General features: G+C 63.6%; 20 protein-coding genes. 9 read left to right on the plus strand and 11 right to left on the minus strand.

Translation table 11 applies throughout. From position 1 onward, the window contains the following. Positions 1 to 15 precede the first annotated feature (15 nt). The 4 genes from SARO_RS19355 to SARO_RS19370 all read right to left on the minus strand — a co-directional run bounded on the left by SARO_RS19355 (position 16) and on the right by SARO_RS19370 (position 4,727). Positions 16 to 408 carry a RidA family protein gene (locus SARO_RS19355; RefSeq protein ID WP_011906940.1) on the minus strand — a complete coding sequence of 131 codons (393 nt, stop codon included), beginning with the start codon at positions 406 to 408 and terminating at the stop codon, positions 16 to 18. Beyond that, positions 408 to 1,490: an alanine racemase gene (locus SARO_RS19360; RefSeq protein WP_086000222.1), complete on the minus strand. Its 1,083-nt coding sequence runs from the start codon at positions 1,488 to 1,490 to the stop codon at positions 408 to 410. Before SARO_RS19360 ends, SARO_RS19355 begins: the two co-directional genes overlap by 1 nt. 202 nt (positions 1,491 to 1,692) lie before the next feature. Further along, entirely contained in the window at positions 1,693 to 3,276 is a 1,584-nt protein-coding gene (locus SARO_RS19365; RefSeq protein ID WP_011906942.1) for an ABC transporter substrate-binding protein, read from the minus strand. Beyond that, positions 3,273 to 4,727: an aldehyde dehydrogenase family protein gene (locus tag SARO_RS19370; RefSeq protein WP_011906943.1), complete on the minus strand. Its 1,455-nt coding sequence runs from the start codon at positions 4,725 to 4,727 to the stop codon at positions 3,273 to 3,275. Before SARO_RS19370 ends, SARO_RS19365 begins: the two co-directional genes overlap by 4 nt. 114 nt (positions 4,728 to 4,841) lie before the next feature. Between SARO_RS19370 and SARO_RS19375 the strand changes: the two genes are divergently transcribed. Further along, on the plus strand, positions 4,842 to 5,756 hold the full coding sequence (locus SARO_RS19375; RefSeq protein ID WP_011906944.1) for a LysR family transcriptional regulator: 915 nt from the start codon (positions 4,842 to 4,844) through the stop codon (positions 5,754 to 5,756). A 383-nt stretch (positions 5,757 to 6,139) separates the two neighbouring features. Here the strand turns inward: SARO_RS19375 and SARO_RS19380 are convergent, their stop codons facing one another. Beyond that, entirely contained in the window at positions 6,140 to 6,754 is a 615-nt protein-coding gene (locus tag SARO_RS19380) for a TetR/AcrR family transcriptional regulator (protein ID WP_011906945.1), read from the minus strand. Between the two features lie 65 nt (positions 6,755 to 6,819). Continuing rightward, a complete protein-coding gene (locus SARO_RS19385) occupies positions 6,820 to 8,751 on the minus strand; it encodes a flavin-containing monooxygenase (RefSeq protein ID WP_234007485.1) in 1,932 nt (643 codons plus the stop codon). 268 nt (positions 8,752 to 9,019) lie between these two features. Here SARO_RS19385 and SARO_RS19390 point away from each other — a divergent pair, with 268 nt between their 5' ends. Continuing rightward, positions 9,020 to 10,132: an acyl-CoA dehydrogenase gene (locus SARO_RS19390; protein WP_011906947.1), complete on the plus strand. Its 1,113-nt coding sequence runs from the start codon at positions 9,020 to 9,022 to the stop codon at positions 10,130 to 10,132. Between the two features lie 67 nt (positions 10,133 to 10,199). Here the strand turns inward: SARO_RS19390 and SARO_RS19395 are convergent, their stop codons facing one another. Then, the gene (locus tag SARO_RS19395; RefSeq protein WP_011906860.1) at positions 10,200 to 10,688 is read right to left on the minus strand and encodes an Lrp/AsnC family transcriptional regulator; all 489 of its coding nucleotides are present in this window, start codon (positions 10,686 to 10,688) and stop codon (positions 10,200 to 10,202) included. After that, on the minus strand, positions 10,688 to 11,179 hold the full coding sequence (locus tag SARO_RS19400) for an Lrp/AsnC family transcriptional regulator (RefSeq protein WP_011906948.1): 492 nt from the start codon (positions 11,177 to 11,179) through the stop codon (positions 10,688 to 10,690). Before SARO_RS19400 ends, SARO_RS19395 begins: the two co-directional genes overlap by 1 nt. Before the next feature lie 273 nt (positions 11,180 to 11,452). Between SARO_RS19400 and SARO_RS19405 the strand changes: the two genes are divergently transcribed. Together SARO_RS19405 and SARO_RS19410 are read left to right on the plus strand one after the other, a co-directional pair. After that, a complete protein-coding gene (locus SARO_RS19405) occupies positions 11,453 to 12,220 on the plus strand; it encodes an SDR family NAD(P)-dependent oxidoreductase (RefSeq protein ID WP_041551655.1) in 768 nt (255 codons plus the stop codon). 88 nt (positions 12,221 to 12,308) lie between these two features. Further along, positions 12,309 to 13,793 carry a flavin-containing monooxygenase gene (locus SARO_RS19410; RefSeq protein WP_011906950.1) on the plus strand — a complete coding sequence of 495 codons (1,485 nt, stop codon included), beginning with the start codon at positions 12,309 to 12,311 and terminating at the stop codon, positions 13,791 to 13,793. Between the two features lie 21 nt (positions 13,794 to 13,814). Here the strand turns inward: SARO_RS19410 and SARO_RS19415 are convergent, their stop codons facing one another. Next, the gene (locus SARO_RS19415; protein WP_011906951.1) at positions 13,815 to 14,480 is read right to left on the minus strand and encodes a TetR/AcrR family transcriptional regulator; all 666 of its coding nucleotides are present in this window, start codon (positions 14,478 to 14,480) and stop codon (positions 13,815 to 13,817) included. Between the two features lie 85 nt (positions 14,481 to 14,565). Beyond that, positions 14,566 to 15,420: a Coq4 family protein gene (locus tag SARO_RS19420; protein WP_011906952.1), complete on the minus strand. Its 855-nt coding sequence runs from the start codon at positions 15,418 to 15,420 to the stop codon at positions 14,566 to 14,568. Positions 15,421 to 15,539: 119 nt separating this feature from the next. On the opposite strand from SARO_RS19420, the gene SARO_RS20420 reads away from it, so the two are divergent. Beyond that, positions 15,540 to 16,802: a TetR/AcrR family transcriptional regulator gene (locus SARO_RS20420; RefSeq protein WP_011906953.1), complete on the plus strand. Its 1,263-nt coding sequence runs from the start codon at positions 15,540 to 15,542 to the stop codon at positions 16,800 to 16,802. A gap of 6 nt (positions 16,803 to 16,808) precedes the next feature. Here the strand turns inward: SARO_RS20420 and SARO_RS19430 are convergent, their stop codons facing one another. After that, the gene (locus tag SARO_RS19430) at positions 16,809 to 17,861 is read right to left on the minus strand and encodes a hypothetical protein (RefSeq protein ID WP_011906954.1); all 1,053 of its coding nucleotides are present in this window, start codon (positions 17,859 to 17,861) and stop codon (positions 16,809 to 16,811) included. 381 nt (positions 17,862 to 18,242) lie between these two features. On the opposite strand from SARO_RS19430, the gene SARO_RS19435 reads away from it, so the two are divergent. The 4 genes from SARO_RS19435 to SARO_RS19450 all read left to right on the plus strand — a co-directional run bounded on the left by SARO_RS19435 (position 18,243) and on the right by SARO_RS19450 (position 22,701). After that, positions 18,243 to 20,774, plus strand: coding sequence for a TonB-dependent receptor (locus tag SARO_RS19435; RefSeq protein ID WP_041551658.1), 2,532 nt, complete (start codon positions 18,243 to 18,245; stop codon positions 20,772 to 20,774). An 89-nt stretch (positions 20,775 to 20,863) separates the two neighbouring features. After that, positions 20,864 to 21,325, plus strand: coding sequence for a nuclear transport factor 2 family protein (locus SARO_RS19440; protein WP_011906956.1), 462 nt, complete (start codon positions 20,864 to 20,866; stop codon positions 21,323 to 21,325). Positions 21,326 to 21,337: 12 nt separating this feature from the next. Continuing rightward, complete coding sequence (locus tag SARO_RS19445; RefSeq protein ID WP_011906957.1) at positions 21,338 to 21,904, plus strand: carboxymuconolactone decarboxylase family protein; 567 nt, start codon at positions 21,338 to 21,340, stop codon at positions 21,902 to 21,904. Beyond that, on the plus strand, positions 21,901 to 22,701 hold the full coding sequence (locus SARO_RS19450) for an SDR family NAD(P)-dependent oxidoreductase (protein WP_011906958.1): 801 nt from the start codon (positions 21,901 to 21,903) through the stop codon (positions 22,699 to 22,701). Before SARO_RS19445 ends, SARO_RS19450 begins: the two co-directional genes overlap by 4 nt. The last annotated feature ends 10 nt before the right edge of the window (positions 22,702 to 22,711 follow it).

Genomic DNA, 22,711 nt, shown 5'->3' on the forward strand with positions numbered 1-22,711 from the left:
TGGCGGGTGGGCGCGTCAATCGCCGATCAGCGCAATGCCATCGACCTCGACCAGATATCCGTAATGCAGCTCTGCTACCGGCACGACTGTGCGAGCGGGCTTCGCATCGCCGAGCATCTCGGCATAGACGCGATTGAACTCGGGCCAGTTCTCGACCCCGACTATATAGGCGGTCACGCGGCACAGGTCGGCGGAACTGCCGCCTGCAGCCTCGACAATCGCCAGCATGTTGGCAACGGCCTGGCGCGCCTGCCCGGCAAAGGACATGTCTTCCAGCGGCGACTTGTCCGCACTGATCGGCAATTGCCCGGAGACGTAGAGCGTCGCTCCGGCACGCAAGCCTTGCGAATAATGTCCAGCCGCTGCTGGTGCCTTTGCCGTCGCGACAGGGGAAATACGATCATTCATCACCAGCCTCCAAAGCGCTGCCATTCGCCGGTCACCACGTCCGAGGTGCCGTGAACGACGTTGTAGCGACGATGCTGCGCGCCCGTGGCGCAGGCGTGGTTGGGCAGAATCCGCACCCGGTCGCCAATGGCGAGATCGGGTAGCGTACCGTCCGATCCGGGGCGCACCATGATGATGCCATGTTCCTGGTTGGCGTCTGCCAGGATCAGGTCCGCGTAGGGCGTGCCGTCGCATTTGCAGACGACGCCATAGCCCTGGTTGACCACTTGCTTCGCTGTGCCGCGATCCTGCGACATTGCCATCCAGCCGGCATCGACCAGTATCCAGCCCTTTTCGCGCTGGTGGCCGATGACGGTTGCCAGCACCGAGATGGCGATGTCGTCCACCGTGCAAATTCCGATGCCGGTCATTACGAGATCGAAGAACACGAACACGCCCGCGCGCACTTCAGTCACGCCTGTCAGGTCGGTGGCATGGTGCGCGGTCGGCGTGGAGCCGACGCTGACGACGGGGCAGGGCAACCCGGCGTCACGCAGGATTGCCGCAGCGTTCACCACGCTGGCTCGCTCTTCCTCCGCCGCGTTCCGCAAGGCTTCTTCTCCGCGCGCGGCATAGCTGCCGCCGGCGTGCGTAAGTACGCCGCGCAGTTCACCCCCCTCGACCAGGGCCTTGCCGATCGCCAGCAGTCGCTCGGAATCTCGCGGCAAAACGCCGGAGCGGTGGCCGTCGCAGTCGATCTCGATCAATGCGGGGATCGCCATCCCGCTCTCGCGCGAAGCCGCGGCGACAGCCTGCGCCAGTTCCACAGTGTCCAGAACCACGGCCAGGTCCACACCGCGCTTGCGCAGTTCGATTACCTTGGCGAGCTTCCACGGCGCAATTCCCACCGCATAGATGATGTCGCGCACGCCGGCATCGGCGAAGAACTCGGCCTCCTTCAGTGTCGAGACGGTGGCCGGTCCCTCGCTGGTGGCCATCACGCGTCGCGCGACTTCGACCGACTTCGCAGTCTTGAGGTGCGGGCGCAAGGTCACGCCAAGGCCGGCGATGCGGTCGCGAAGGCGGGCTATGTTGCGATCCATGCGGTCGGCATCAAGAACGAGGCAGGGCGTTTCGAGATCGCCAAGCCGGACAGCGGAAGTCTGGGTGCCAGTCTTGTCTAGTGTGTCGGTCGCGCTCACGTCCTGTTGTCCTTCCTGGTCCTGTCGTGCGAGACTGCATCTGCGGCTCACATTTCACAATTAACGAAACCTGTATGTTGAGATAATCTCGGACTTAACGTCGTCACGCGTCCCACCAGACGTGTTCGGCAAACGTGTATCCCATGAAACCGCCAAGCGGCACGGGGTAGAGCCCTTTCAGGCGCCGGTCGTGTCCGTCCAGAAGGCTGATGAAGACGGGGATCACGCTGCCGCAATGGTCACGGACCAGACCCTGCATCTCGCCGTATAGCTGCTTACGCCGCTCATGGTCCGCCTCCCCGCGCGCCTCGATCACCAGGCTGTCGAAGCGCGGGTCCTTCCAACCTGATTCATTCCAGGTGGCATCGGACTTGTAGAAGAGACTGAAAATGAGGTCGGCGGTCGGCCGCGGGTTGCTGTTTCCGAAGAACAACGGGTGCTTCATCCAGTGGGTAGACCAGTAACCGTCCGCCGGGACCCGATTCACCGCAAGATCCAGTCCGATCCTCGCGCCGAATTCCTGCAGGATCGAGGCCATGTCCACCGAACCTTCGGCGGCGGTCGAGGCGTAGACAGGCAAGCGAATTCCCGTGAGCCCAGAGCGCTGCAGATGCCATTTCGCACGGTCCAGATCGAGCGCGGTCTGCGGCAGGTCCGCACGGAAGTACTGGTGCGATGGTGGCAGCGGCTGGTCGTTGCCGATCGTACCGTAATTGCGGAACAGGGCGCGGTTGACGAGCGGCCGGTCGACAAGGTGCTTGAGCGCTGCTGTAAAATCGGGATTACCCGTCGGCAACCGGTCCTGACGGGCCACGAGATTGGTATAGAGCCCTGATTTGGTTTCGACGATACCGTGCTCCGGCGATGCCAGGATGCGACGCGTCGAACGCGGATTGACCGCGTTGATCAACTGTACGTCGCCCGAAAGAAGCGCGTTGACCCGGCTGATCTCGTCCTGAATGCCGATAAGCTCGATCTCGTCGAGATAGGGTTTGCCCGGTTTCCAGAAGTCCGGGCTGCGGCGGACCACCGTGCGCACTCCCGGCTTGAATTCGGCCAACCGATAGGGCCCCGTGCCGTTGCCCGCGCTGAAATCCTGGATGTCCGCCGGCACGATCAGGAAGTGTGATTGCGCAAGGATGATGGGGAGATCGGCGTTAGGCCCGGTCAGGACGATCCTCACCATGTTGCGGCCCAGAGCTTCGACAGACGCGAACTGCTTCGCGATGTCCGACATCTTGGACCCCACTTTGGGGTCCTTGTGGCGCTGCAGCGAATATACGACGTCGTCTGCTGTGAACGACTTCCCGTCGTGGAACGTCACACCCTTGCGCAGGCTGATTGTCCAGACTTTCTGGTCGTCGCTCGAAATGCTCTCGGCAAGGGCCGGGCGCGCGCTCAGGTCGCGGTCGAACTCGGTCAGGCCACTGTAGAGCATGAAGTGGCGGACATAGTCCGTGTTCACCGCGCCCTTGGCAGGGTCGAGCGTGTCGCCAGTCGATGTCGATGTGCTCGCCACGCGGATGCGTCCGCCGGGGCGAGGCGTGGATTTGCGCCCGCCTTCGCTGGCTGGATGCGGCAGGTCGCCCGGGGGCTGTCGCATCAACAGTCTGCCGCCGAGCGCGGCCGCGCCTGCACCGGCGACCGCGCCGAGCGCAACGCGGCGACTGATCGGGCCCGTGCTCACTGGGGGAAGTATCCCAGAACGGCCTTGGTCTCGAGGTATTCCTCCAGGCCGAAACGCCCATATTCACGCCCGTTTCCAGACTGCTTGTAACCGCCGAAGGCTGCATGCCCGTCCCAGGCGGGATGGTTGATGTGGACCTGCCCCGCCCGGATCCTTGCCGCCACAGTTCGTGCGCGGTCGATATCTGCGGACTGGACGTGCGAGCCGAGCCCGTAGATCGTGTCATTGGCAATGCGGACGGCGTGGTCGTCATCGTCGTAGGGGATCACGCAGATCACCGGCCCGAAGATCTCCTCCTGCGCTACGCGCATCGCCGGATCATCGCAGGTGAATACCGTCGGCCTGCAGAAGAAGCCGCGATCCAGCCCTTCGGGCCTGCCGGGGCCGCCACACAGCAGACGGGCGCCTTCGGCCTGGCCGACGGCGATCATCTGTTGGACCTTGTCGAACTGGCGGCTGTTGGCAACCGGTCCGAGGTCCGTCGCTTCGGCCAGCGGATCCCCGACAACGAGCGCGTTGGCGGCATTCGCGGCAAGCTGCTCCACTTCGGTCAGGCGATGGCGCGGCACCAGCATGCGCGTCGGCGCGCTGCAGGACTGGCCGACGTTGCGCATGCCCGCCGCGATGCCTAGGGGAACGACCCGCTCGAAATCGGCATCGTCGAGCAGGATGTTCGGCGACTTGCCACCTAGCTCCTGCGTTACCCGCTTTACCGTGGTCGCGGCAGCCTGGGCGACAAGCACACCCGCACGCGTCGAGCCGGTTATCGAGACCATGTCGATGTCGCCATGCGCAGCGATGGCCTCTCCCACCCCGGGGCCGGTGCCGGTCACCATGTTGAATACGCCAGCCGGTGTGCCGGCATCGTGGACGATCTGCGCCAGCAGCGCCGCGCTGAACGGCGACAGCTCGCTGGGCTTCAACACAACGGTGCACCCTGCGGCAAGCGCCGGCGCAAGCTTCGCCGTGATCTGGTACAGCGGCCAGTTCCACGGCGTGATGAGCCCGCAGACGCCGATGGGTTCACGCAGGATCGCGGTGGAACCCTGTGGAGTGAGGAACGGGAAGTCATGCAGCACTTTGAGTGCTGCGCGAACATGGGCGACACCGAAAGGTACCTGAGCCGTACGAGAAAACGAGATTGCGCACCCCATTTCCAGCGTGACGGCCTGAGCGAGAGCTTCCGCCCTTTCCTCCATCAGGGAGAGAATTCTGCCGAGCAGGGCAATACGCTCCTGCGCAGGGCTCACGGAGAATGACGCAAATGCCCGGCGCCCCGCTGCCACCGCGCGATCGACATCGAGCGCGCTTCCGGGCCTGACTGAGCCGCACGCCATTTCGGTTGCAGGATTGATTACCGGGATCGGCGGGGCGGGGCGGGCGGGTTCCACCCAATCGCCATCGATGTAAAGGCGCTCGCAGGCGTTCATTTCCATCGGTCCTGCCTTCATGCTTTGTTGCCGCCCTGAATGCAGCGGAGGTCCGGTTGTCAGGCCATTTTTATTATGCCAAACCATGAACGCTGCAATTAACCTTTTCTGCATAATGGATTAAGGTCGGACCTAATGATTACGACCGAAGACCTGATCTTCTTTCGCGTGTTGGCGCGCTCACCGTCGCTGGCGGAGGCAGCCCGTAGCCTGAATGTGACCCCGCCCGCAGTAACCCAGCGGCTTCGCGCGCTCGAAGCGCGCGTGGGAGTGATGCTCGTCGATCGTACATCGCGTGGACTTAGCCTGACCGACGAGGGTGAACTGATCGCGACCGAGGGGATGCAGATCATCGGCGCGATGGAGGAACTGGCGGAGCGACTGGCAAGCCGAACCAACAAGGTGAGGGGGCACCTTCGCGTGGCTGCGCCGTACGGTTTTGGGAGGCGACACGTAAGTCCGGTTGTTGAAGCCTTTGCAAAGGCCAATCCGGCGACGACGATTACGCTCGACCTTTCGGACAATCCCGTACGGCAGGTAACCGAAAGTTGGGACATCGTGGTCCACATCGGCTCCCTTCCCGAAAGCGACCGGCTGGTGACGACGCTTGCGCAGAACCGGCGTATCCTGTGCGCCTCACCAGACTATATCGAGAGCCATGAGCCGATCCGAACGCCAGAGGATCTTGCCGCCCACAGCTGCCTGTCATTGCGCGAAAACAACGAGGACGTCACGCTTTGGCGCTTTACACATGCCTCGAAAGGACGGGTGACGGTTCGGGCAAGACCCGCGATGTCCAGTAACGACGGGGAAATTGTACGGGATTGGGCGCGAGCGGGGCTAGGCATAATGGTCCGCAGCGAATGGGACGTTGCGGCGGACATTGCGGCCGGCACCTTGCGCGAGATTTTGCCTGATTGGTCCGCACCTTCTGCCGACGTCGTCGCCCTTCTTCACGCTCGCCATGGACGCAGTCGGCGCACGGCTGTTTTTCTCGAACTCTTGCGTGCGGCCTTGTCTCCGGTGCCTTGGCGGCGCCCGACGGCTTGATGGCGACCGATGAGCTCACCCTCATCTTCATGCTTTGTGGCCAGGCAGACGGACATCGCGCAAGGCTCATCCTGATGCGGATTGCGGTCATCGGAGCGGGAGCCATCGCCAGTGGGTTGCCGCTGCGTGACGACGAATCGCCTGGAACTGGCCCTGCGCGACCTGCGTGATGCGATGAAGCCTGACGCTATCCCACTTCCGCCCAGAACGACCGCGAGCGAACTGTATTACCAACTGAGGCAAACCGGCGTGGGCGGGGATTCCGTTTGTCCAGACTGTCTGACCGTGTGAATGTACCATATGCGCACCCCGCATCGCTTGGCACGCGAGACGCGGTGGCGACGTCAGTCGCACAGATGGCGTTCGATAGCTTCGTCCGTAAATCACACGGCGCGGCAGCAGAACCATACCGCATCGCGGATCAGGTCTTCAGCGTTGCCCTCGTAAGGCGAGCGTTCGATATTGGTGGCAAGGACGTTGAGCACAGTGCCGATATGTTCGGTAAACAGCGACGTATTGGCGACTGAAATCTTGCGACCAACGATGTCTCCCGTCTCTCGGGCGTTCTCGAGCGCGCGGGCGATGCGGCGGTTCATCAGCCTCTGGGCACGACGGTAGACCAGCGTGGCGAAGTTTGTATCGACCAGCAGGCTGGCCAGAAGCAGCCGGAACCCATCCTTGAAGCGTGGTTCCGTCTGGCCCACGACGATCTGGAAATAGGCCCTGACGTTGCGCACTACGGCGCGGCCATCCAATTCCCGTGTTACGAGGGCTGCGTAGCTTTCATCCTGCTCGCGGATGACTTCGCGCAGGACCGCACGGTAAAGCGCCTCCTTGGACGGAAAGTGCTGATACATAAGCGCTTCGGACACGCCGGAACGTCGCGCAATATCCTGTGTTCGCGCGGCTTCATAGCCGTTCTGCGCGAAAATTGCGCGGGCGTTGGCCAGAATGAGTGCTTTACGGTCTTTTGCGGTAAGGCGGGTCCGTTTGGTCACGCGGTGGAGTTAGGGCCAAACGCCGGTTCCACGCAAGGCCGTTGCGCGGAACCGGCCATCCGCAGTTACGCGATAAGCCTGTAGCTGCCCTCTTCCGGGCGCCGTGTGGCGTTGAAGAAGTCGACCAGGCGCCATGGCCAGGAGAGGAAAACGCGCCCCTTCGAGTTGTTGTAGTAGGAATTGGCGCGCGGATGGGTCCAGATCATCTGCGGCATCCGCTCGTCGACCTTGCGGTTCCACGCGTCGAACGCGTCCTGCCGAACCTCGAATGCTCGCGCGCCGGCTTCGTTGACGCGGTCGAGAGCCTCGATGATCCAGTTGACCTGGGCTTCGGAAATGAGGTTCTGGCCGGCGGCGTGGTTGGGCGCGCTGTTCGGCCCCACGGTGTGGAAGTAGTTGGGGTAGCCCGGCACACACATGCCGAGATAGCTGCGCGGGTCCTCATCGCCCCATTCCTCGCCAAGATCGCGCCCGCCGGTGCCCTTGATCTCGAGATCGCCGACCATCTTCGACACGTTGAAACCCGTCGCGCAGATGATGACATCGCATTCGAAGACGGAACCGTCGGGAGCCTCGATCCCGTTCGGCAGGATGCGGGCAATGCCCTTGTCCTCCAGATGGACGTTGGGCCGCGCCAGCGCATCGAACCAGCCATTGTCGAGGATGATCCGCTTGGAAAAGATCGGGAAGTCTGGGGTCAGCTTCTCGATGAGGTCGGGGCGGTCCGCAAACTTTGCGTGCATGTACGAAAGCGCGTATTGGCGGGTCATCTCGTTGCCTTCGGAGACGGCCTGCATGTTGCCTTCCCACGCCGGGTCCTTGAGGACGTTGGCGAACAAGCCATCGGCGGCCGACCAGTAGACGCGGAAGCGGAACCATTCCTTGAAGGTGGGGATGTTGGCCAGGGCCCACTTCATCCCTTCGCTGACGTCGTGCGCGATTTCGGGATTGTAGATCACCCAGTGCTTGGTTCGCTGGTAGACGGTCAGCTCGGCCACTTCGGCGGCGATCGCACCGCAAAGCTGGGCCGAGCTTGCGCCCGTCCCGATGACCGCGACACGCTTGCCCTTGAGGTCGAGGTCGGAAGGATAGTTCGCGGTGTGGACGACAGGTCCGTTGAAATCGGCAAGGCCGGGGATGTCGGGCATCTTGTAGCGATTGACCGGACCGTGGCCGTTGATGACCGCGTTGACGACGATGTCTTCGCAGGCACCGGCGGAATTGCGAACGGTGACCGTCCACATGCAGGTTTTCTCGTCCCAGACCAGGCGCTCGACGGTGGTCTGGAAGCGTATGTCGCGGCGCAAGTCGTACTTGTCGGCGACCGCAAGCATGTAGCGCTGCATGTCCGCCCCATGGGGATGGTAATGTGACCACTGGGGCCAGATTTCCCAACTAAAGCTGTAGAAGTGGCTGGGCGTGTCGACGCCGACGCCGGGGTAGCGGTTCTCGTACCAGGTGCCGCCGACATCGGCGTTCTTCTCGATCACCACGAAGTCGTAGCCAGCCTCGCGCAGCTTTGTCGCGGCGGCCATTCCGGTCATGCCCGCGCCGATGACCAGGACCTTGAAGCCCGCCTTCGGCGTCTTTCGTCCGGCAACCTTGCTACGATCGATCCACGGACGGAAACCGCACTGGTCGTAGACGAGTTCGAGGAACTCGTCCTCCACCGGCTCACCGACGGTTACCGACATTATGCGCTGGACGAGCGCGTCGGACGGTGTGCTGTCGGCAAGTCCATCGCCGGTGGTCAGGAGCCGGCGAATGCGAATGCGCAATTCGTCGGCAATATCTTCCGGGATGTCGGTCGGCGGATTGGAATACGCCGGCCGGATGTGGGGCGCGAACCGTTCGAGAAAATCGGCATCGTGCGTGAGGTAGGCATATGCTGCCAGCAGCGTGGGAACGTTGGCGTCGTCAAGCGCGCGGGCCAGCTCGGGCGAATCGGCCATAGGGGTAAGGGTGATGCGGTCTTCGGCTAGAATCGAGGCTGTCACGGATACTCTCCCTGCATATAATAAGTATTCACTTACATAGAGGATCGCGCCTGTCAAAGGGGGTCTTCATCTTGTCGCAGGATGAGGCCCGGTGGTGGCGGCAGGGCGAGCGTGCATCGCGCCGCCGCTTTCCTGACTTTCCTGCACTTTTGGGTAAGGGCGTTATTTTGTTCGTGCAAAAAATATGATGCTTCGGTTATCACGGAATTGAGAACGCGTTATGCGAAGCTGATAGCGATTCCAGCTACGCACCCACAGGGAGAAATACATGGCTGTGTCCGCTGAAACGCTGGACCTTGTCGCCGCCAAGGCGGCCGAAGGCCGCATCGCGCGCCGCATTTCGAACGCAGTGGTCGAGGCCCTGCGCGGCGAAGGTTTCTTCCGGCATTTCACTCCCGCCGCCTTTGGTGGACGCGAGGGCAAGCCGCAGGACTTCTTCCTCGACCAGATCGCGATTGCCGAGCGCGACATGAGCACCGCATGGGCCCTTGGCATCGTTGCCGTGCACAATTACCAGATCGCGCTGATGGATCCGAAGACGCAAGGCGAAGTCTTCGCCGATGGTCCCGATGCCATGATCTCCAGTTCCTACAACCCGGTTGGGGCGAAAGTGGAACAGGTCGATGGCGGCTTCATGCTCTCCGGGCGCTGGGGCTGGTCGAGCGGGTGCCTGCATTGCAATTGGGTGCTGCTGGGCGGAATCGTTGCGGGCGAGGGGCACCGTACGTTCCTTGTACCCGCCGGCGACTATCGCATCGAGGACACCTGGCGCACGATGGGCCTTCAGGGCACCGGGTCGAACGACATCGTGATCGATACGCCCGTCTTCGTGCCGGCGCATCGCACGCACAAGCAGATGGACGGGTTCAATTCGGTCCATCACCAGACCAACCCGGTCTATGACCTGCCCTGGGCGCAAGTCTTCATCCGCGTGGTGAACATGAGCGCGGTCGGCGCTGTGCGTCATGCGATCGCGCTGTTCCGCGACCGGGTGGGCATTGCGTCGACCGACATGAGCAAGAGCGCAGCCGATCCCGACGTGCTTGATCGCATCGCGCGTGCATCGAACCTCGCGGAAGAATGCTTGACCGTGATGGTCAGCAATTTCAGGGCGATGGAGGCAGCGGACTGGCAGCCTGCGCTGCTCGACCGCGTGCGCTATCGCTACCAGGCGAGCCTTGTCGCCGACCGCTGCATCGAGGCGATGAACCTGCTGATGGACGTCGCCGGAGGGCGCTCGGTCTATCTGGGCAGCGAGATGCAGGATCTGTGGCACGACGTGCGCATGTCGCGCGCGCACGTGGCCAACAATCCGGTCGGCTTCGCCCGCAACTATGCGAACGTCCTGATGGGTGCGGACAACGCCGACTATTTCCTCTGACCGCTTGAGTGCATGCGGCCGCGCACCCGCCCACGCACCGCTGTCCGCCGCGCCGGGCGCGGCCTTTTCAGTCCTCGTCGTCGATGGTGGCGGGTTTGGTGATCTTGGCCATCCTGGCGTTGTACTTGACGGTCTTGACCGCGATCGAGGTTTCGACGTGGTGCACGCCGTCGATGGCGAGGATGTGGTCGGAGGCGAGTTCGACGAGGGTGTCGAGTTCGTCGATCAGGCTCATCGCGGTGATGTTGAACTGACCCATCGTGATCAGCACCGCGTTGACGCCGGGGACATCGGCGATGACCTGGGCGACCTCGCGCACGCGGTCGACGTCGGCCTGGACGTTGATGAAGGCGAGGCGGGCGAGCTTGCCCATCTCGAAGCCGGTGATCGCGGTGAACGCGATCAGGCCATCCTGCTGCAGGCGCTTGATGCGGCCGCGCACGGTGCCTTCGGTGACGCCGAGTTCGGCGGCGATCTTGCGGTTGGAGATGCGCGCGTCGAGAGCGAGCATGTCGACCAGCTGGCGGTCGAGCGCGTCGAGCTGGATCCCGGCCATCAGGCGGCTCCCCCGGTGCCGACGCGGCTTTCGATGGGGGCCACGTCGAACTGGTACTTGATGATGTCGACCACGATCGCAGGCGTCAGCGTGCGGATGCCGCGCACGCCCGAGAGCTTGTCGAGGAGGAAGTCCGACAGGTTGTCGAAATCGTGCAGCGCGACGAGCATGTCGATGTCGTAGCGGCCGGTGACCATGTGCGCGGCGACCACTTCGGGCAGCACGGCCAGGTCCTGCGCCACTTCGGAAGCGGGCCGCCCGTCAACCTCGACCGAGATGCGCAGCAGCACGTTGAAGCCGTGGGCGGAGAAATCCGAGACCGCGACCACGCGCAACTGGTTGGCATCCTCCATGCGGCGGATGCGGGTCGAAACGGTCGTCGCCGTCAGCCCAAGCTTCTCGGCTATCTGCTGGTTGTTCGCACGCCCGTTCGCTCGCAACTCGCGGATGATCGATACGTCCGTCGCGTCAAAGCTGAAAATCTGGCCCATTCCACCTCGATGGCATCATGCCCTGTTGGCAACGTCGCGCGGTTTGCGCAGCGCAATTGCGTCAGTCAACCAGAATATAGTCCGCAAACGGCCGGTAAATCCACGTGTGAGCGCCCGTTTTTCGCAAGCTGGCGGCAGGTCAACCGCGCGAAAGTCGTGGGTGTCCTTCCTTGATCGCAATAATTGCGAAATAGATCCTCATTTGATCTACGAAATTATTGTATGGGGTGCCGTGGGATGACATACGTGCGTAGAGGAAAAGGAGAGCAGTTCATGGAGAGGTTGGGCGGCAGGGCGATTGTCGTGGTCGGTGCAGGAACCGGCATCGGTGCGGCAACGGTGAAGCGCCTCTGCGAGGAGGGGGCGCGGGTCTGTGTCGCCGACGTGAACCTTGAGGCCGCCAATGCCGTTGCCGGGCAAATGGCGAACGCGGGACACGAAGCATTCGCGCTTTCCGTCGACATCACAGACGAGGCATCGGTCAAGGCGTGCTTCGCGGCGGCTGTCGAGCGTCTGGGCGGGCTTGATGGATGTCATGTCAACGCTGCAGACCTGCGCACCATCTTTCAGGATTCCGATGCCCTGGACGTCGACCTCGCCGTTTTTGACCGCACGATCGACGTTAATCTGCGCGGCCATCTGCTTTGCACCCGGGCGGCCCTCCCGCACCTTCTGGAAAGCGGGCGAGGGGCTATCGTCTATACCAGTTCGAGCGCATCGATTGCCGGAGAGCCGGAACGGCCGTCCTATGCGGCCTCGAAGAGCGGCCTCAATGCCCTGATGCGCCACGTCGCCAGTCGGTGGGGGAAGCAGGGGCTGACTTCGAACGCGGTCGCGCCGGGCTTTGTCATGACACCCGAACTGGAGGCCAAGGGTGAAGTGCCGCCCGAGTGGATCGACCGCTGTATCGCCCAGACGCGAAGCACGCGACTTGGCAGGGCTGAGGACATCGCGGCGATGGTCGCACTGCTGCTGTCGGACGACGGGCGCTGGATCAATGGGCAGGTCATCCACGTGAACGGCGGCGCGCTGCTTGCCTGAAACGGCATAATCCCTTCGGGTGATGTAGGGCGCGCCGTCGCATGGCACTTCGGTTTTCAAGGACACGTTCCGGGAAGAGGAATCACGAATGACCATGCAAGGCCAGCGCAAGTTGAAGTACGCCATCGTCGGTGCGGGGATGGCGGGCATCCTTGCCGCGATCAAGCTGAAGGAGCGGGGCGAGGACTTCACCGTTTTCGAGAAGGCCGCGAAGATCGGGGGAACGTGGCGCGAGAACCGTTATCCCGGTCTCACCTGCGACGTTCCGTCGCACGCCTATACCTACAGCTTCGAACCCTATGCCGAATGGCGGGCCTCCTATGCGACGGGCGGCGAGATCCAGACCTATTTCGAGAAGGTCGTCGATAAGTACGGGATCGGTCCTTCGATCCGCTTCAACAGCGAAGTCGTGGGGCTGGACTGGGACGAGGCGCGCCATCTCTGGACGCTGGCCACGGCGGATGGCCTGCGCGAGGAGTACGACGTCGTCATCGCCGCTTCCGGCGTGCTGCATCATCCGCGCCTGCCGGAAATCGAGGGGCTGGAGACCTTTGAGGGGCCAGCCTTCCATACCGCGCGATGGGATGACACTGCCCCTATCGAGGGCGCGCGCGTGGGCCTCATCGGTTCGGGGTCGACCGGCATCCAGATCGTGACGGCGATCAACAAGCAGGTCGAGAGGCTGGTGCACTTCCAGCGTTCGCCCCAGTGGGTGATGCCGGTGCCTTACTTCACGTACAGCGAGGAGGATCGCGAGGCCTTCCGCCGCGATCCCGCGCTGATCGACGCCATCCGCTTTGCCGACGAGTACATCGGCAATGTGCGGCGGTTCACCGACGCCATCACCGATATCGACGGGCCGAAGATGCGCGAGATCGAGGAGGTCTGCCGGGTCCACTTCGAACAATCGATCCGCGATCCGGAACTGAAGGAAAAGCTGCGCCCGAACTACCGCGCGGCTTGCAAGCGCCTGATCTATTCGTGGTGCTACTACGAGGAAGTGCAGCATCCCTCGGTCTTCGTCGAGACGGGCCGCATCGCGCGGATCGAACCCAAGGGCGTGCGCATGACTGACGGCACGTTCCACGAACTCGATACCCTGATCCTTGCAACGGGCTTCCAGGCCGATCGCTTCATCCGCCCCGCTGGCGTGACGGGCGGAGACGGCGTCACGCTCGACGCATTCTGGGAACGCCGCCCGACCGCGCACTATGCGGTCACGCTGCCGCACTTCCCCAACTTCTTCATGCTCAACGGTCCGACAGGCCCGGTCGGCAATTTCTCGCTGATCGACATTGCCGAGCGACAGTGGGACTATGTCGACCAGCTCATCGACCTGCTGCGCAGCGGGGAGGCGAGTGCGGTCGCGCCAAAGCCCGAGGCGCACGCCGCCTATGAGGAGCGGCGTATTGCCGCGGCCAAGAAGACCATTTTCGGATCGGGCTGCACGAGCTGGTATCTCGATGCCGAGGGCGTGCCGGCAAGCTGGCCCTGGTCCTACGATGCCTTCGCTGAAGCGATGGCGAAGCCGAGGCTGGAAGAATACGCGGTCATCGCGCCGGTCGCGGCCTGATTTAAGGGAAGGCGGTGGCCCTCAGGCTGCCGCCTTCGCGAAATAAGTGGCGATTGCCGCGTCGGTCATGCCGATGCCGCGCAGGCAGAACCATGTGGCCTGGCGGACCAGTTCGTCGCCCTCGATGCCATAGGGTTGCGCGCCCTGCGGAAGCGCCCGGATGGCGGCTATCATCGAGCCGACGTGTTCCACGAACATGGCCGAGGCCGAAACCGAAATCGGCTCGCCCTGCATGCCGCCGTCGGCACGGGACGAGGCAAATGCGGCTTCCATCGCGCTGATGTTCCGACGCTGCGAGCGGCGATAGATGAGGCTGGCATAGGACCCGTCCCCAGCCAGGCTGGCCAGCGTCATTCGATGCGTGTCGATCCGCTGGGGATCATCGGCATCGTGCACGCTGGCGGCGATGAACGTGTGAATCGCGGCGGCCAATGCCATCGTGCCATCGGCCCTGATGCCCTGCTCGCGCCAGCGTTCGTCTTGCTCGATGAAAACCTGACGCAGCACCGCGCGATAGAGCGCTAGCTTGCTCGGGAAGTGGCGATAGACGAGCGCTTCGGAGACATTGGCCTCCCGCGCGATCTGGAGGGTCTTGGCGCCGTCGTATCCATGCCGGGAGAAGACGCGGCGTGCCGCGGTCACGATCTGGGCCCGGCGTTCGTTGCCGGGAATGCGCTGCCTTGCCATGAATACTCACTTACTTGTCGCAAGGGCGCTGTCAACCGCGGTCCGGGCCGCGCGCCGCATGAAGCGCGCGGGCACCGGCACTGACCTACTCGGCGGCGATACGCTCTGTCAGCGCGGAAAGCGGCGCGCGCCCTGCCCAGAACGCACCCTCTATCTCGGTATCGACGTCGACTGCTCCGCGCACGCCAAGCGCCGCGCGAGCCTCTTCCAGCGGAAGGTGGAAATGCGGTTCCAGCTTCTTCATGAACAGTGCGTCGCTTTCCTGGCCAACCTTCATCCCGCGCTGGATCGCATCTACGCATGTCATCCAGATCTGCGGATAATGGAGCATCGTGCGCACCGTGTACCGCAGCGAGCCGAAGATCTGGATCATGCTCAGTTCCGCGGCAAGTTCCTGGTTGCGGATGTGCTTGAACACGTTCGTCAGGCGATACCAGTAGGGCACCAGTTCGCCCATGAAGTTGAAGCCACCGCCGCACAGGATGTGCTCGAAATCGTGTGTCTGGCCGGAACGCAGATTATAGAATTCGAGCTGGCTCTTCGGCTCGCGCCAGGGGGTGATCTGGATCTCGTAGTTGCCCTCGGTGATCCACTGGTAGAAGATCCCACCCAGCGTTCCCGGTGCGAACTGGCGGAAGTCCTCGATCGCGTAGGTCGAATAGAACCCTTCCGAAAGCCATGCGTCCAATTCGGGATTGACCCGCCGTTCCTCGGCGAACATCGCCTCTATCCTGTCATGGTCGCGCAATTCCTCGAGGATCGGCAGGAATTCGTACATCTCGGCGGGCGGGGGAAAGTCGGGCCCGTTCTTGCGCAGCAGGATCATCGCCAGCCATTCGCGCAGGCGCGGGTTGTTGAGGTACTTCGACGACGAGACGAGAACGCTCGACGGCGTTTCGACGGGCATTACGCCCCGGGCGAGGTAGGGCAGGTCATCCATTTTGCGTCTCCCGTTGACTGGCGGAAACCGCCTGCATTTTTCCGAACGGTATCGAACCGTTCGGTTTTTGGCAAGCACCCGCTGGCGTAATCACGAATGGCGCTGCTATAGCCCGGGCGATGGATCGGACAGCCGCAGCACTCGCCGAAGCGCCCGCGCGCGAGGATCGCGTCTCGCCGCGCGTGCGCCACCTGCTCGAAGCGTCGCGTGCGGCTTTCGTGAAGGACGGCTTCGATGCGGTCAGCATCGACGCGATCGCCCGAACTGCCGGTGTCAGCAAGGAAACGATCTATCGCCACTTTCCCGACAAGGAGGCGCTTTTCCGCGCCGCGCTCGACGATATGGCGGGGCAGTTCGCCTCGCGCACCGAGGCCCTTCATCGCGCCGGACTGACGCCGGTCGAGGAGCTCGCGGGGATGGCGCGCGCGATCCTGGATGCGGCGGTGGACGGTGGTTTGCTGAGCCCGCTCTGGGTCGCGGCGGGCCTTGGCGGACGCATGCCGGATTTCGCGGCGGAGTTGCAACTTGGCCTGTCGGCACGGATGGAACCCGTGCGGCAGGCACTCGAAGCGGTGTCGCTGGCGCGCGGAAGCCGCGAAGAGGTGGGCATCGAGGACGCGCTCGATTTCGGTTCGCTCGCCGTGGAAGGGCCTGCGCTGTTGCTCGGCTTTCCCGCCCCCGCACCAGAACACCGCGCCTTGCTATCCATGCGTGTCGCCGAATTGTTCTCAGACGGCATACGCGGCATGCCGAAGAGGGCGCAGTTAGTGCCGGATCAGGACGGCGTCTCTGATTTCACGGGAGAATCCGGATCGTTCGCCCCGCACCTTCGTCGGCTGCTCGACGTGGCGGCCGCACACTTTCTCCGTTCGGGCTACGAGGCGGCCAGCCTTGCGGACATCGGCAGCGAGGCGAAAGTCGGGCGGGGTACGCTCTATCGTCACTTCGGCCATAAAGCCGGGCTTTTCGATGCAGTGCTGCGGGACCGGGCGGCATCGGTCGCGGTGGCCGCCCGGCCTCCCGCACTCGAACCCGGCGGTGGTGTCGCCACGCTCGAGCGATTCCTTTTCGCCGCGGGCGCTTGCCTGACGGGCGCTGCGTCGGTCGCGCTGCACCGCGCGGCAATGGCGGCGTCACGCCGCGATGCCGCCTTGGCGCGTGCCATCCACGACATGGTGAGGGCGCCCTGGGCGCATCCTCTTTCTGACTGGATTGCAGCTGAAGGCGGGCACGCCGATAGCGACTGGCTGGCGCGGCAGGCGCTGGTCCTCGCTATGCAGGGCAACCGTGCCATCGCGGCAGGCCAAGGGCTGACAGGCGATGCCGCGCGCCGTCACGCGCATCGCATCGCCCGCATCTTCCTTGACGGTTACCGCGCCTGAGGCGGGTCAGGCGGCGAGTTCTTCCTCGGGCTCTGGCGGAAAGATCGAAGGCATTCCGGGATCGTAGACCCGGGTAAGCAGGCCGATGAACCCGATGTCTGTCAGGGGATCGGTCGGCACTACGAACTGTTCCCCGCGCTTGCGCAGGTCCGACAGGAAAATATCGAAGACCATCTCGTGGGTCAGGTCGTCGGTGTGGTCATGTGCCCGCTTGAACTCGGCCATGTCCATGAAGATGTCGGCGCCCCAGTGGACAAGGAAGCGGAACTCGTCTTCTGGAATACGCTGGATGACCTTGCCGTCGGTGGTGATCTGCCAGCCGCCGGGGTTCTCCGGATCGGCGCTCATCAGGGAATTGATGGCCAGTCCCTCGGGGCGGCGCATCGCGGCAGGGCCATTGGTCTGTGCCGTGTGGAACATCATTTCGTTCTCGACCACCACCGCGCGGCCCCACATCGGCGCCTGGATCTGCTTCGGCGCCTCGCGCGGGCCATCGGGCCAGTAAGTAAAGCCCCCGCCGACGCGGCCCTTGTAGTACCAGGTGATGACCTGCGCCTTCTTGGCCCGCCAGCGTTCGAACAGCCCCGACTTCACCATGGTGTTCATCAGCCAGATCGGGGTGCTGGCCATGGAAATTCCGCGAAAGCGCGTGGCATCGACGTGTGGGCTGCCGCCACCGGAGCAGGGCCCCTGGATGTTGAACAGCATGTTCTCGGGCGTCGCGTACTTGGCGCCCCAGTAGTCGCGGACGAGGCCGAGGAACTTGCTGTTGAGGAAGCAGTCCTCGATTTCAGGGTAGAACGGCGTCGAACTCGTGCCGAAATAGCCCCGGAATACCGGCGACAGGAACATGTCCCACGTCGGCTTGAAGCCGGGCGGGATCATGCCTGATGTCGTGGCCACCACTTCCTCGGGCGACTTGAAGTGCTGGGCGAGGATCAGCGACCATGGTCCGTTGCGCCTGACGACGTCCAGCATCCGTTGGTGCTGGTCCTCGGTGAACGCACCTTCGATCACGTGCGGTTCGGCAATGGGGCGGAATATCGACGGGTTTGACATGCTCGCGGCTCTCCCGGATTGCGTTGTTTTTAAGAAGTAAGTCTTCGCTAACATGAGTCGAGCAGAGGTTCAAGCCGGTTCGCCCAGATCCAGGAACATCACCGTGGGGCACGAGGCAGTAAGAACAATTGGCCGTTCCCTACGCAAAGCCCGGTGCAAAATTGGTGTTTGCACATTGTTTGCGTAGTTGATAACGTGATTCGCATAACAACAAGATTCCGGGAAGGGTGCTGGCTTGACCAGGCAGGCTGCCGTCGCAACGTGTCGGCGCAGGCTGTGTGGTGGTGCTCTTCCGGTAGCTCGCGATCCCAAAGGGACGCGGGGGGATCATTTGAGGAGGGAGTACCGATGCATAAGGGGTTTCCAGTTAAATCGAGGGCGATGAAGGCCCGTTCGGCCATGCTTCTGGCAGGCGCGGCCCTTGGCGCAGGCATTGCGCCGCACGCGGCGTTCGCGGCCGATGCGGTAGAGCAGGCCGCTGAAGGCAGTGCACCGTCCAGCGCGGAGATCATCGTCACCGCCAACCGCCGCGAGGAACGCGCACAGGACGTGCCGATCTCGATCACCGCGATCACTGCGGAAAGCATCCGCGAGCGCGGCCTTACCCAGCTCCAGGATCTCCAGGCTTCGGTGCCTTCGCTCGTCGTCGGCCCCAACGGTCAGGCCTCGCGCGATGTCATGTCGCCCTCGATCCGTGGCCAGAGCGCTTCGTTCCAGGGTTCGCCGGCTGTCGTCGTCTACATGAACGAAGTGCCGCTGCCTTCGGCGATCACGCTTTCGGGCCAGGGCGGCCCGGGCTCGTTCGTCGATCTCCAGAACGTTCAGGTACTTGCCGGTGCGCAGGGTACGCTGTTCGGCCGCAACACGACCGGCGGCGCGATTCTGCTTACCCCGGCGCGCCCGACCGACCGGCTCGAGGGCCACGTCCAGGGCGGCTTCGGCAACTACAGCATGACCGAACTGGAAGCGGTGCTGAACCTGCCGATCTCGGACAAGGTCAAGTTGCGTCTCGTCGGCGCCTCGCGCGATCGCGACGGCTTTACCCACGACGTCCAGTGGAACAAGGACCGCGACGACACGCACTGGCGCATGGCGCGCCTTGGCCTGCTGATTGAGCCGACCGACGGCATCAGCAACTATACCATGGCATACTATGGCAAGTCGCACAGCAACGGTTCCGGCTCGATTGCGCGCAGCTTCAATACCGACTACTTCGTCGGCCTTGCCACGCGTCCGGTCCCCATCGGCGGCGGCATCAGTTACCCCCTCGGCGCGCTCGTGCCGACCTACAACTTCTGCGGTGCCGGCACTGGACCGGCCGATTGCAGCTATTACACCAACCTGATCGACAAGCAGAAGGCACTCGGTATCCGCCAGACTGCGCACGGCGTTGACGACTTCGCCAAGATCGAATCCTGGGGTGTCAACAACACCACCGACATTGAGCTGACCCCCGGTCTAAAGCTGCGTAACATCGTCAGCTATGCTGAACTGAAGTCCTACTATTCCAACGACCAGGACGGCACGATCGCGCCGATCTACAACACCGGCACCACGGTCGAGAGCCGCACTGCCCCGCGCGACTGGTACAAGCAGTTCACCGAGGAACTCCAGTTCCAGGGCACCGCGCTCGAAGACAAGCTGACCTACACGGTTGGCGGCTTCTACTACAAGCAGAGCCCACGCGGCACGATGGAGTCCTATTCGATCAACGTCTGCGCCCTGCAGACCGAGGCGGGCTGTTCGATCGGCAAAAGTCAGATCGCCGTCACCAACGAATCCAAGGCGCTCTATGCCCAGGCTTCGCTCGACTTCGGCGCGCTTACCCCTTCGCTCGACAGGCTGCGCCTGACCGCGGGCTACCGCTACACGTGGGATACCGTGGATGGCACGACCGCTTCGTGGAGCTACGTGAAGCTGCCCAACGGTACGCCGCTGGCCACCAACTGCTCGTGGAAGCAGGGCTCGGTCACCAATCCGCTGGTGGACTGCGCCTTCGGTGCGAAGCTCAAGAGTTCGTCGCCGAACTGGACGTTTGGCCTCGACTACCGCCCCAACCGCAACATCATGGTCTACGCCAAGGTGACGCGCGGCTACAAGGCGGGCGGCTTCAACAGCTACGCGGTCTATGACAACACCCGCACCTTCGGGCCGGAAACGGTCACCGACTACGAGGCTGGCTTCAAGTCGGACTTCAACGTCGGCGGGATGACCGGGCGCCTCAACGTCAACGGCTTCTGGTTGGACTACAAGAACATCCAGCGCGCGGCGGGCGACTACAACCGGACGACCAACGGCAACGGCGCGATCACGCTGAACAACGCGTCGGCGGAGATCAAGGGCATCGAGGTCGAGGCGATGATCCGTCCGGTCGAACAGGTCGAACTGGGCGGCAACTACAGCCACCTCAACGCGAAGTACAAGTCGTTCAAGTTCGACTCGAACTCGGGCGTCTGGGATTGCACCGCGCAGTCGATCAGCAGCCCCAAGGTCTTCGCCGGGGCAGACATGACCTGCCGTCCGCTGCAGTACCTCTCGCCCAACATCCTCTCGGTCTACGGGCGCTTCAGTCTGCCTATGCCCGAAAACGTGGGCCAGCTCAGCCTGTTCGTCAGCTACAACTGGACCGACAAGCAGCCGACCGCGCCGTTCTCGACCGAGACTTTCCCGGACGGCACGGTAAACGAGCCCGGCGTTCTGCTGCCGAGCTATGGCCTGCTCAACGCCAATCTCGACTGGAAGAACGTGATGGGTGCCCCGGTCGACGTCAGCCTGTTCGCTACCAACATCACGAAGAAGAACTACCTGATCTCGAACACCGGCGTCTTCCAGACGATCGGCGCGCAGACCGTCATGTATGGCGAGCCGCGCATGTTCGGCGTCCGTCTGAAGTATAGCTTCGGCGGAGAGTAAGCGCCGCAAGGCAAAGTGAAATGCAGGAGGGGTCGGGCGGCAACGTCCGGCCCCTTCGCGTCCCGCAGGCAAGAAGGGGAGATGCGACCATGATGTCCCTGCAGGAAATGTCCGACCGCCTGGAAATCCAGGATCTCTTCGCCCGTTACAGCTTTGCCATCGACGAGCGCGACTGGGATGCGCTCGATCGCGTGTTCACGCCCGATGCGCGCATCGACTATTCCGAGACGGGCGGCGCTGCGGGCACCTTCGCCCAGATCAAGGCGTGGCTGCCGGTCGCCCTCGAACGCTTTCCGATGTTCCAGCACATGGTCGCCACGACCAGGCTGGAGCTTGAAGGCGATACCGCGCGCAGCCGCACGATCCTGTTCAATCCGATGGTCCACCGCGACGAGGCGGGCGAGGAACGGACCTTCTTCATTGGCCTGTGGTACCGCGACCGGCTCGTCCGCACCCCCGAAGGCTGGCGCATAGCCGAGCGGTACGAGGAAATGGCCTACACCCACAATGTGCCGCCCATGCCGCCTGTCCCCACCGTCCCTGCCGCCTGAAGGAGCAGACCCATGTTGCGCATCGCAGTACCCGCCGAAGAGGCTGGCGATCCCTACGCTTTCGCTGCCCGTACACACGCGCGCGAGATCATGGCCGCTGCGGCCGGGTTCTCGCACGCGGTCTATCGCGAGACCGCGCTGTCCCTGCGCGAGTTCGAGGCGGCGCGCATGCGCACGGCCCAGATCAACGGCTGCATGATCTGCCAGGACTTCCGCGCGGCGCGCGATGCGGAACGGACCTTTTCGGTCGGCGGCGAGACGCCTCAACGTCTCGTCACCGCAAACGGCCCGGCCCCGGACGAGGCGTTCTATGCGGGTGTCGAGAGCTGGCGTGGCAGCACGCTCTTTTCGGAGCGGGAGCGGGTCGCCCTGGAATTCGCGGAACGCTTTGCCGAGGAACCCAAGGTCCTCGCCGTCGACGAAGCCTTCTGGCAGCGCGCCCATGCAGCATTCACCGATGGCGAGATCGTGGATCTGGCGCACTGCATTGCGGCGTGGATGGGCCTTGGCCGCATAGCCCACGTCCTCGGTTTCGATAGCGTCTGCCTGGCCCCTGCGCACAAGGAGATGGCACGATGACCGGCAACAGGCTCGATAACCGCGCGGCAGTCGTCACTGGTGCGGCGGACGGGATCGGCGAAGGCATCGCCCGCCGCTTCGCCGCCGAGGGCGCGGCCGTCGTCGTCGCCGACTATGACGACGAACGCGGTCCCGCCGTGGCGCGCGACTTGCGCGGGCTTGGCGCACGGGCGGAGTTCATTCGCTGCGACGTCAGCCGGCGCGAGGACGTGATCGGTGCGGTCGATCTTTGCGTCGAGCGCTTCGGCTCCGTCGATATCCTCGTCAACAATGCCTATCGCGGCGAAGGCCCGGTGCGGATCGAGAAGAAGACCGACGAGCGTTTCGACGAGGCGCTCAGGATGTGCCTCTTCGCCACCAAGTGGGCGATGGAGCGCGCGCTGCCGCACATGAAGGCGAAAGGCTGGGGCAGGGTGATCAACATGGCCTCGCTCAACGGCGTAAACGCGCACATGGGCAGCGCCGACTACAATGTCGCCAAGGAGGCCGTCCGCGCCTATTCGCGCACCGCCGCGCGCGAGTGGGCGCCATATGGCATCTGCGTCAACGTGATCTGCCCGGCTGCGGTCTCGGCGGCCTATCGCCGGTTCGCGGAAATGGCGCCCCAGGTCGCCGCGGCAACCGCCGCAGCCAACCCGATGGGCCGCATGGGCGATCCGGAAAGCGATATCGGCGGCGTCGCCGCCTTCCTCGCCAGCGAAGACGCGCGCTACCTGACTGGCAACACGCTCTTCGTCGATGGCGGCGGGCACATCAACGGCGTGCCGTGGGTGCCGGATTTCGGCCCCGAGGACTGATCGGTCCCCG

This window comes from Novosphingobium aromaticivorans DSM 12444 (assembly GCF_000013325.1).
GTDB classification, from domain to species: domain Bacteria; phylum Pseudomonadota; class Alphaproteobacteria; order Sphingomonadales; family Sphingomonadaceae; genus Novosphingobium; species Novosphingobium aromaticivorans.

What these genes read in the sequence shown, in the direction of transcription:
- SARO_RS19375 (WP_011906944.1), top strand. Translation starts at nt 4,842, where the DNA reads ATGATTACGACCGAAGACCTGATCTTCTTTCGCGTGTTGGCGCGCTCA.
- SARO_RS19410 (WP_011906950.1), top strand. Translation starts at nt 12,309, where the DNA reads ATGACCATGCAAGGCCAGCGCAAGTTGAAGTACGCCATCGTCGGTGCG.
- SARO_RS19415 (WP_011906951.1), bottom strand. Translation starts at nt 14,480, where the DNA reads ATGGCAAGGCAGCGCATTCCCGGCAACGAACGCCGGGCCCAGATCGTG.
- SARO_RS19360 (WP_086000222.1), bottom strand. Translation starts at nt 1,490, where the DNA reads ATGGATCGCAACATAGCCCGCCTTCGCGACCGCATCGCCGGCCTTGGC.
- SARO_RS19355 (WP_011906940.1), bottom strand. Translation starts at nt 408, where the DNA reads ATGAATGATCGTATTTCCCCTGTCGCGACGGCAAAGGCACCAGCAGCG.
- SARO_RS19435 (WP_041551658.1), top strand. Translation starts at nt 18,243, where the DNA reads ATGAAGGCCCGTTCGGCCATGCTTCTGGCAGGCGCGGCCCTTGGCGCA.
- SARO_RS19440 (WP_011906956.1), top strand. Translation starts at nt 20,864, where the DNA reads ATGATGTCCCTGCAGGAAATGTCCGACCGCCTGGAAATCCAGGATCTC.
- SARO_RS19390 (WP_011906947.1), top strand. Translation starts at nt 9,020, where the DNA reads ATGGCTGTGTCCGCTGAAACGCTGGACCTTGTCGCCGCCAAGGCGGCC.
- SARO_RS19395 (WP_011906860.1), bottom strand. Translation starts at nt 10,688, where the DNA reads ATGGCCGGGATCCAGCTCGACGCGCTCGACCGCCAGCTGGTCGACATG.
- SARO_RS19420 (WP_011906952.1), bottom strand. Translation starts at nt 15,420, where the DNA reads ATGGATGACCTGCCCTACCTCGCCCGGGGCGTAATGCCCGTCGAAACG.
- SARO_RS19405 (WP_041551655.1), top strand. Translation starts at nt 11,453, where the DNA reads ATGGAGAGGTTGGGCGGCAGGGCGATTGTCGTGGTCGGTGCAGGAACC.
- SARO_RS19400 (WP_011906948.1), bottom strand. Translation starts at nt 11,179, where the DNA reads ATGGGCCAGATTTTCAGCTTTGACGCGACGGACGTATCGATCATCCGC.
- SARO_RS19370 (WP_011906943.1), bottom strand. Translation starts at nt 4,727, where the DNA reads ATGAAGGCAGGACCGATGGAAATGAACGCCTGCGAGCGCCTTTACATC.
- SARO_RS19430 (WP_011906954.1), bottom strand. Translation starts at nt 17,861, where the DNA reads ATGTCAAACCCGTCGATATTCCGCCCCATTGCCGAACCGCACGTGATC.
- SARO_RS19445 (WP_011906957.1), top strand. Translation starts at nt 21,338, where the DNA reads ATGTTGCGCATCGCAGTACCCGCCGAAGAGGCTGGCGATCCCTACGCT.
- SARO_RS20420 (WP_011906953.1), top strand. Translation starts at nt 15,540, where the DNA reads ATGGATCGGACAGCCGCAGCACTCGCCGAAGCGCCCGCGCGCGAGGAT.
- SARO_RS19450 (WP_011906958.1), top strand. Translation starts at nt 21,901, where the DNA reads ATGACCGGCAACAGGCTCGATAACCGCGCGGCAGTCGTCACTGGTGCG.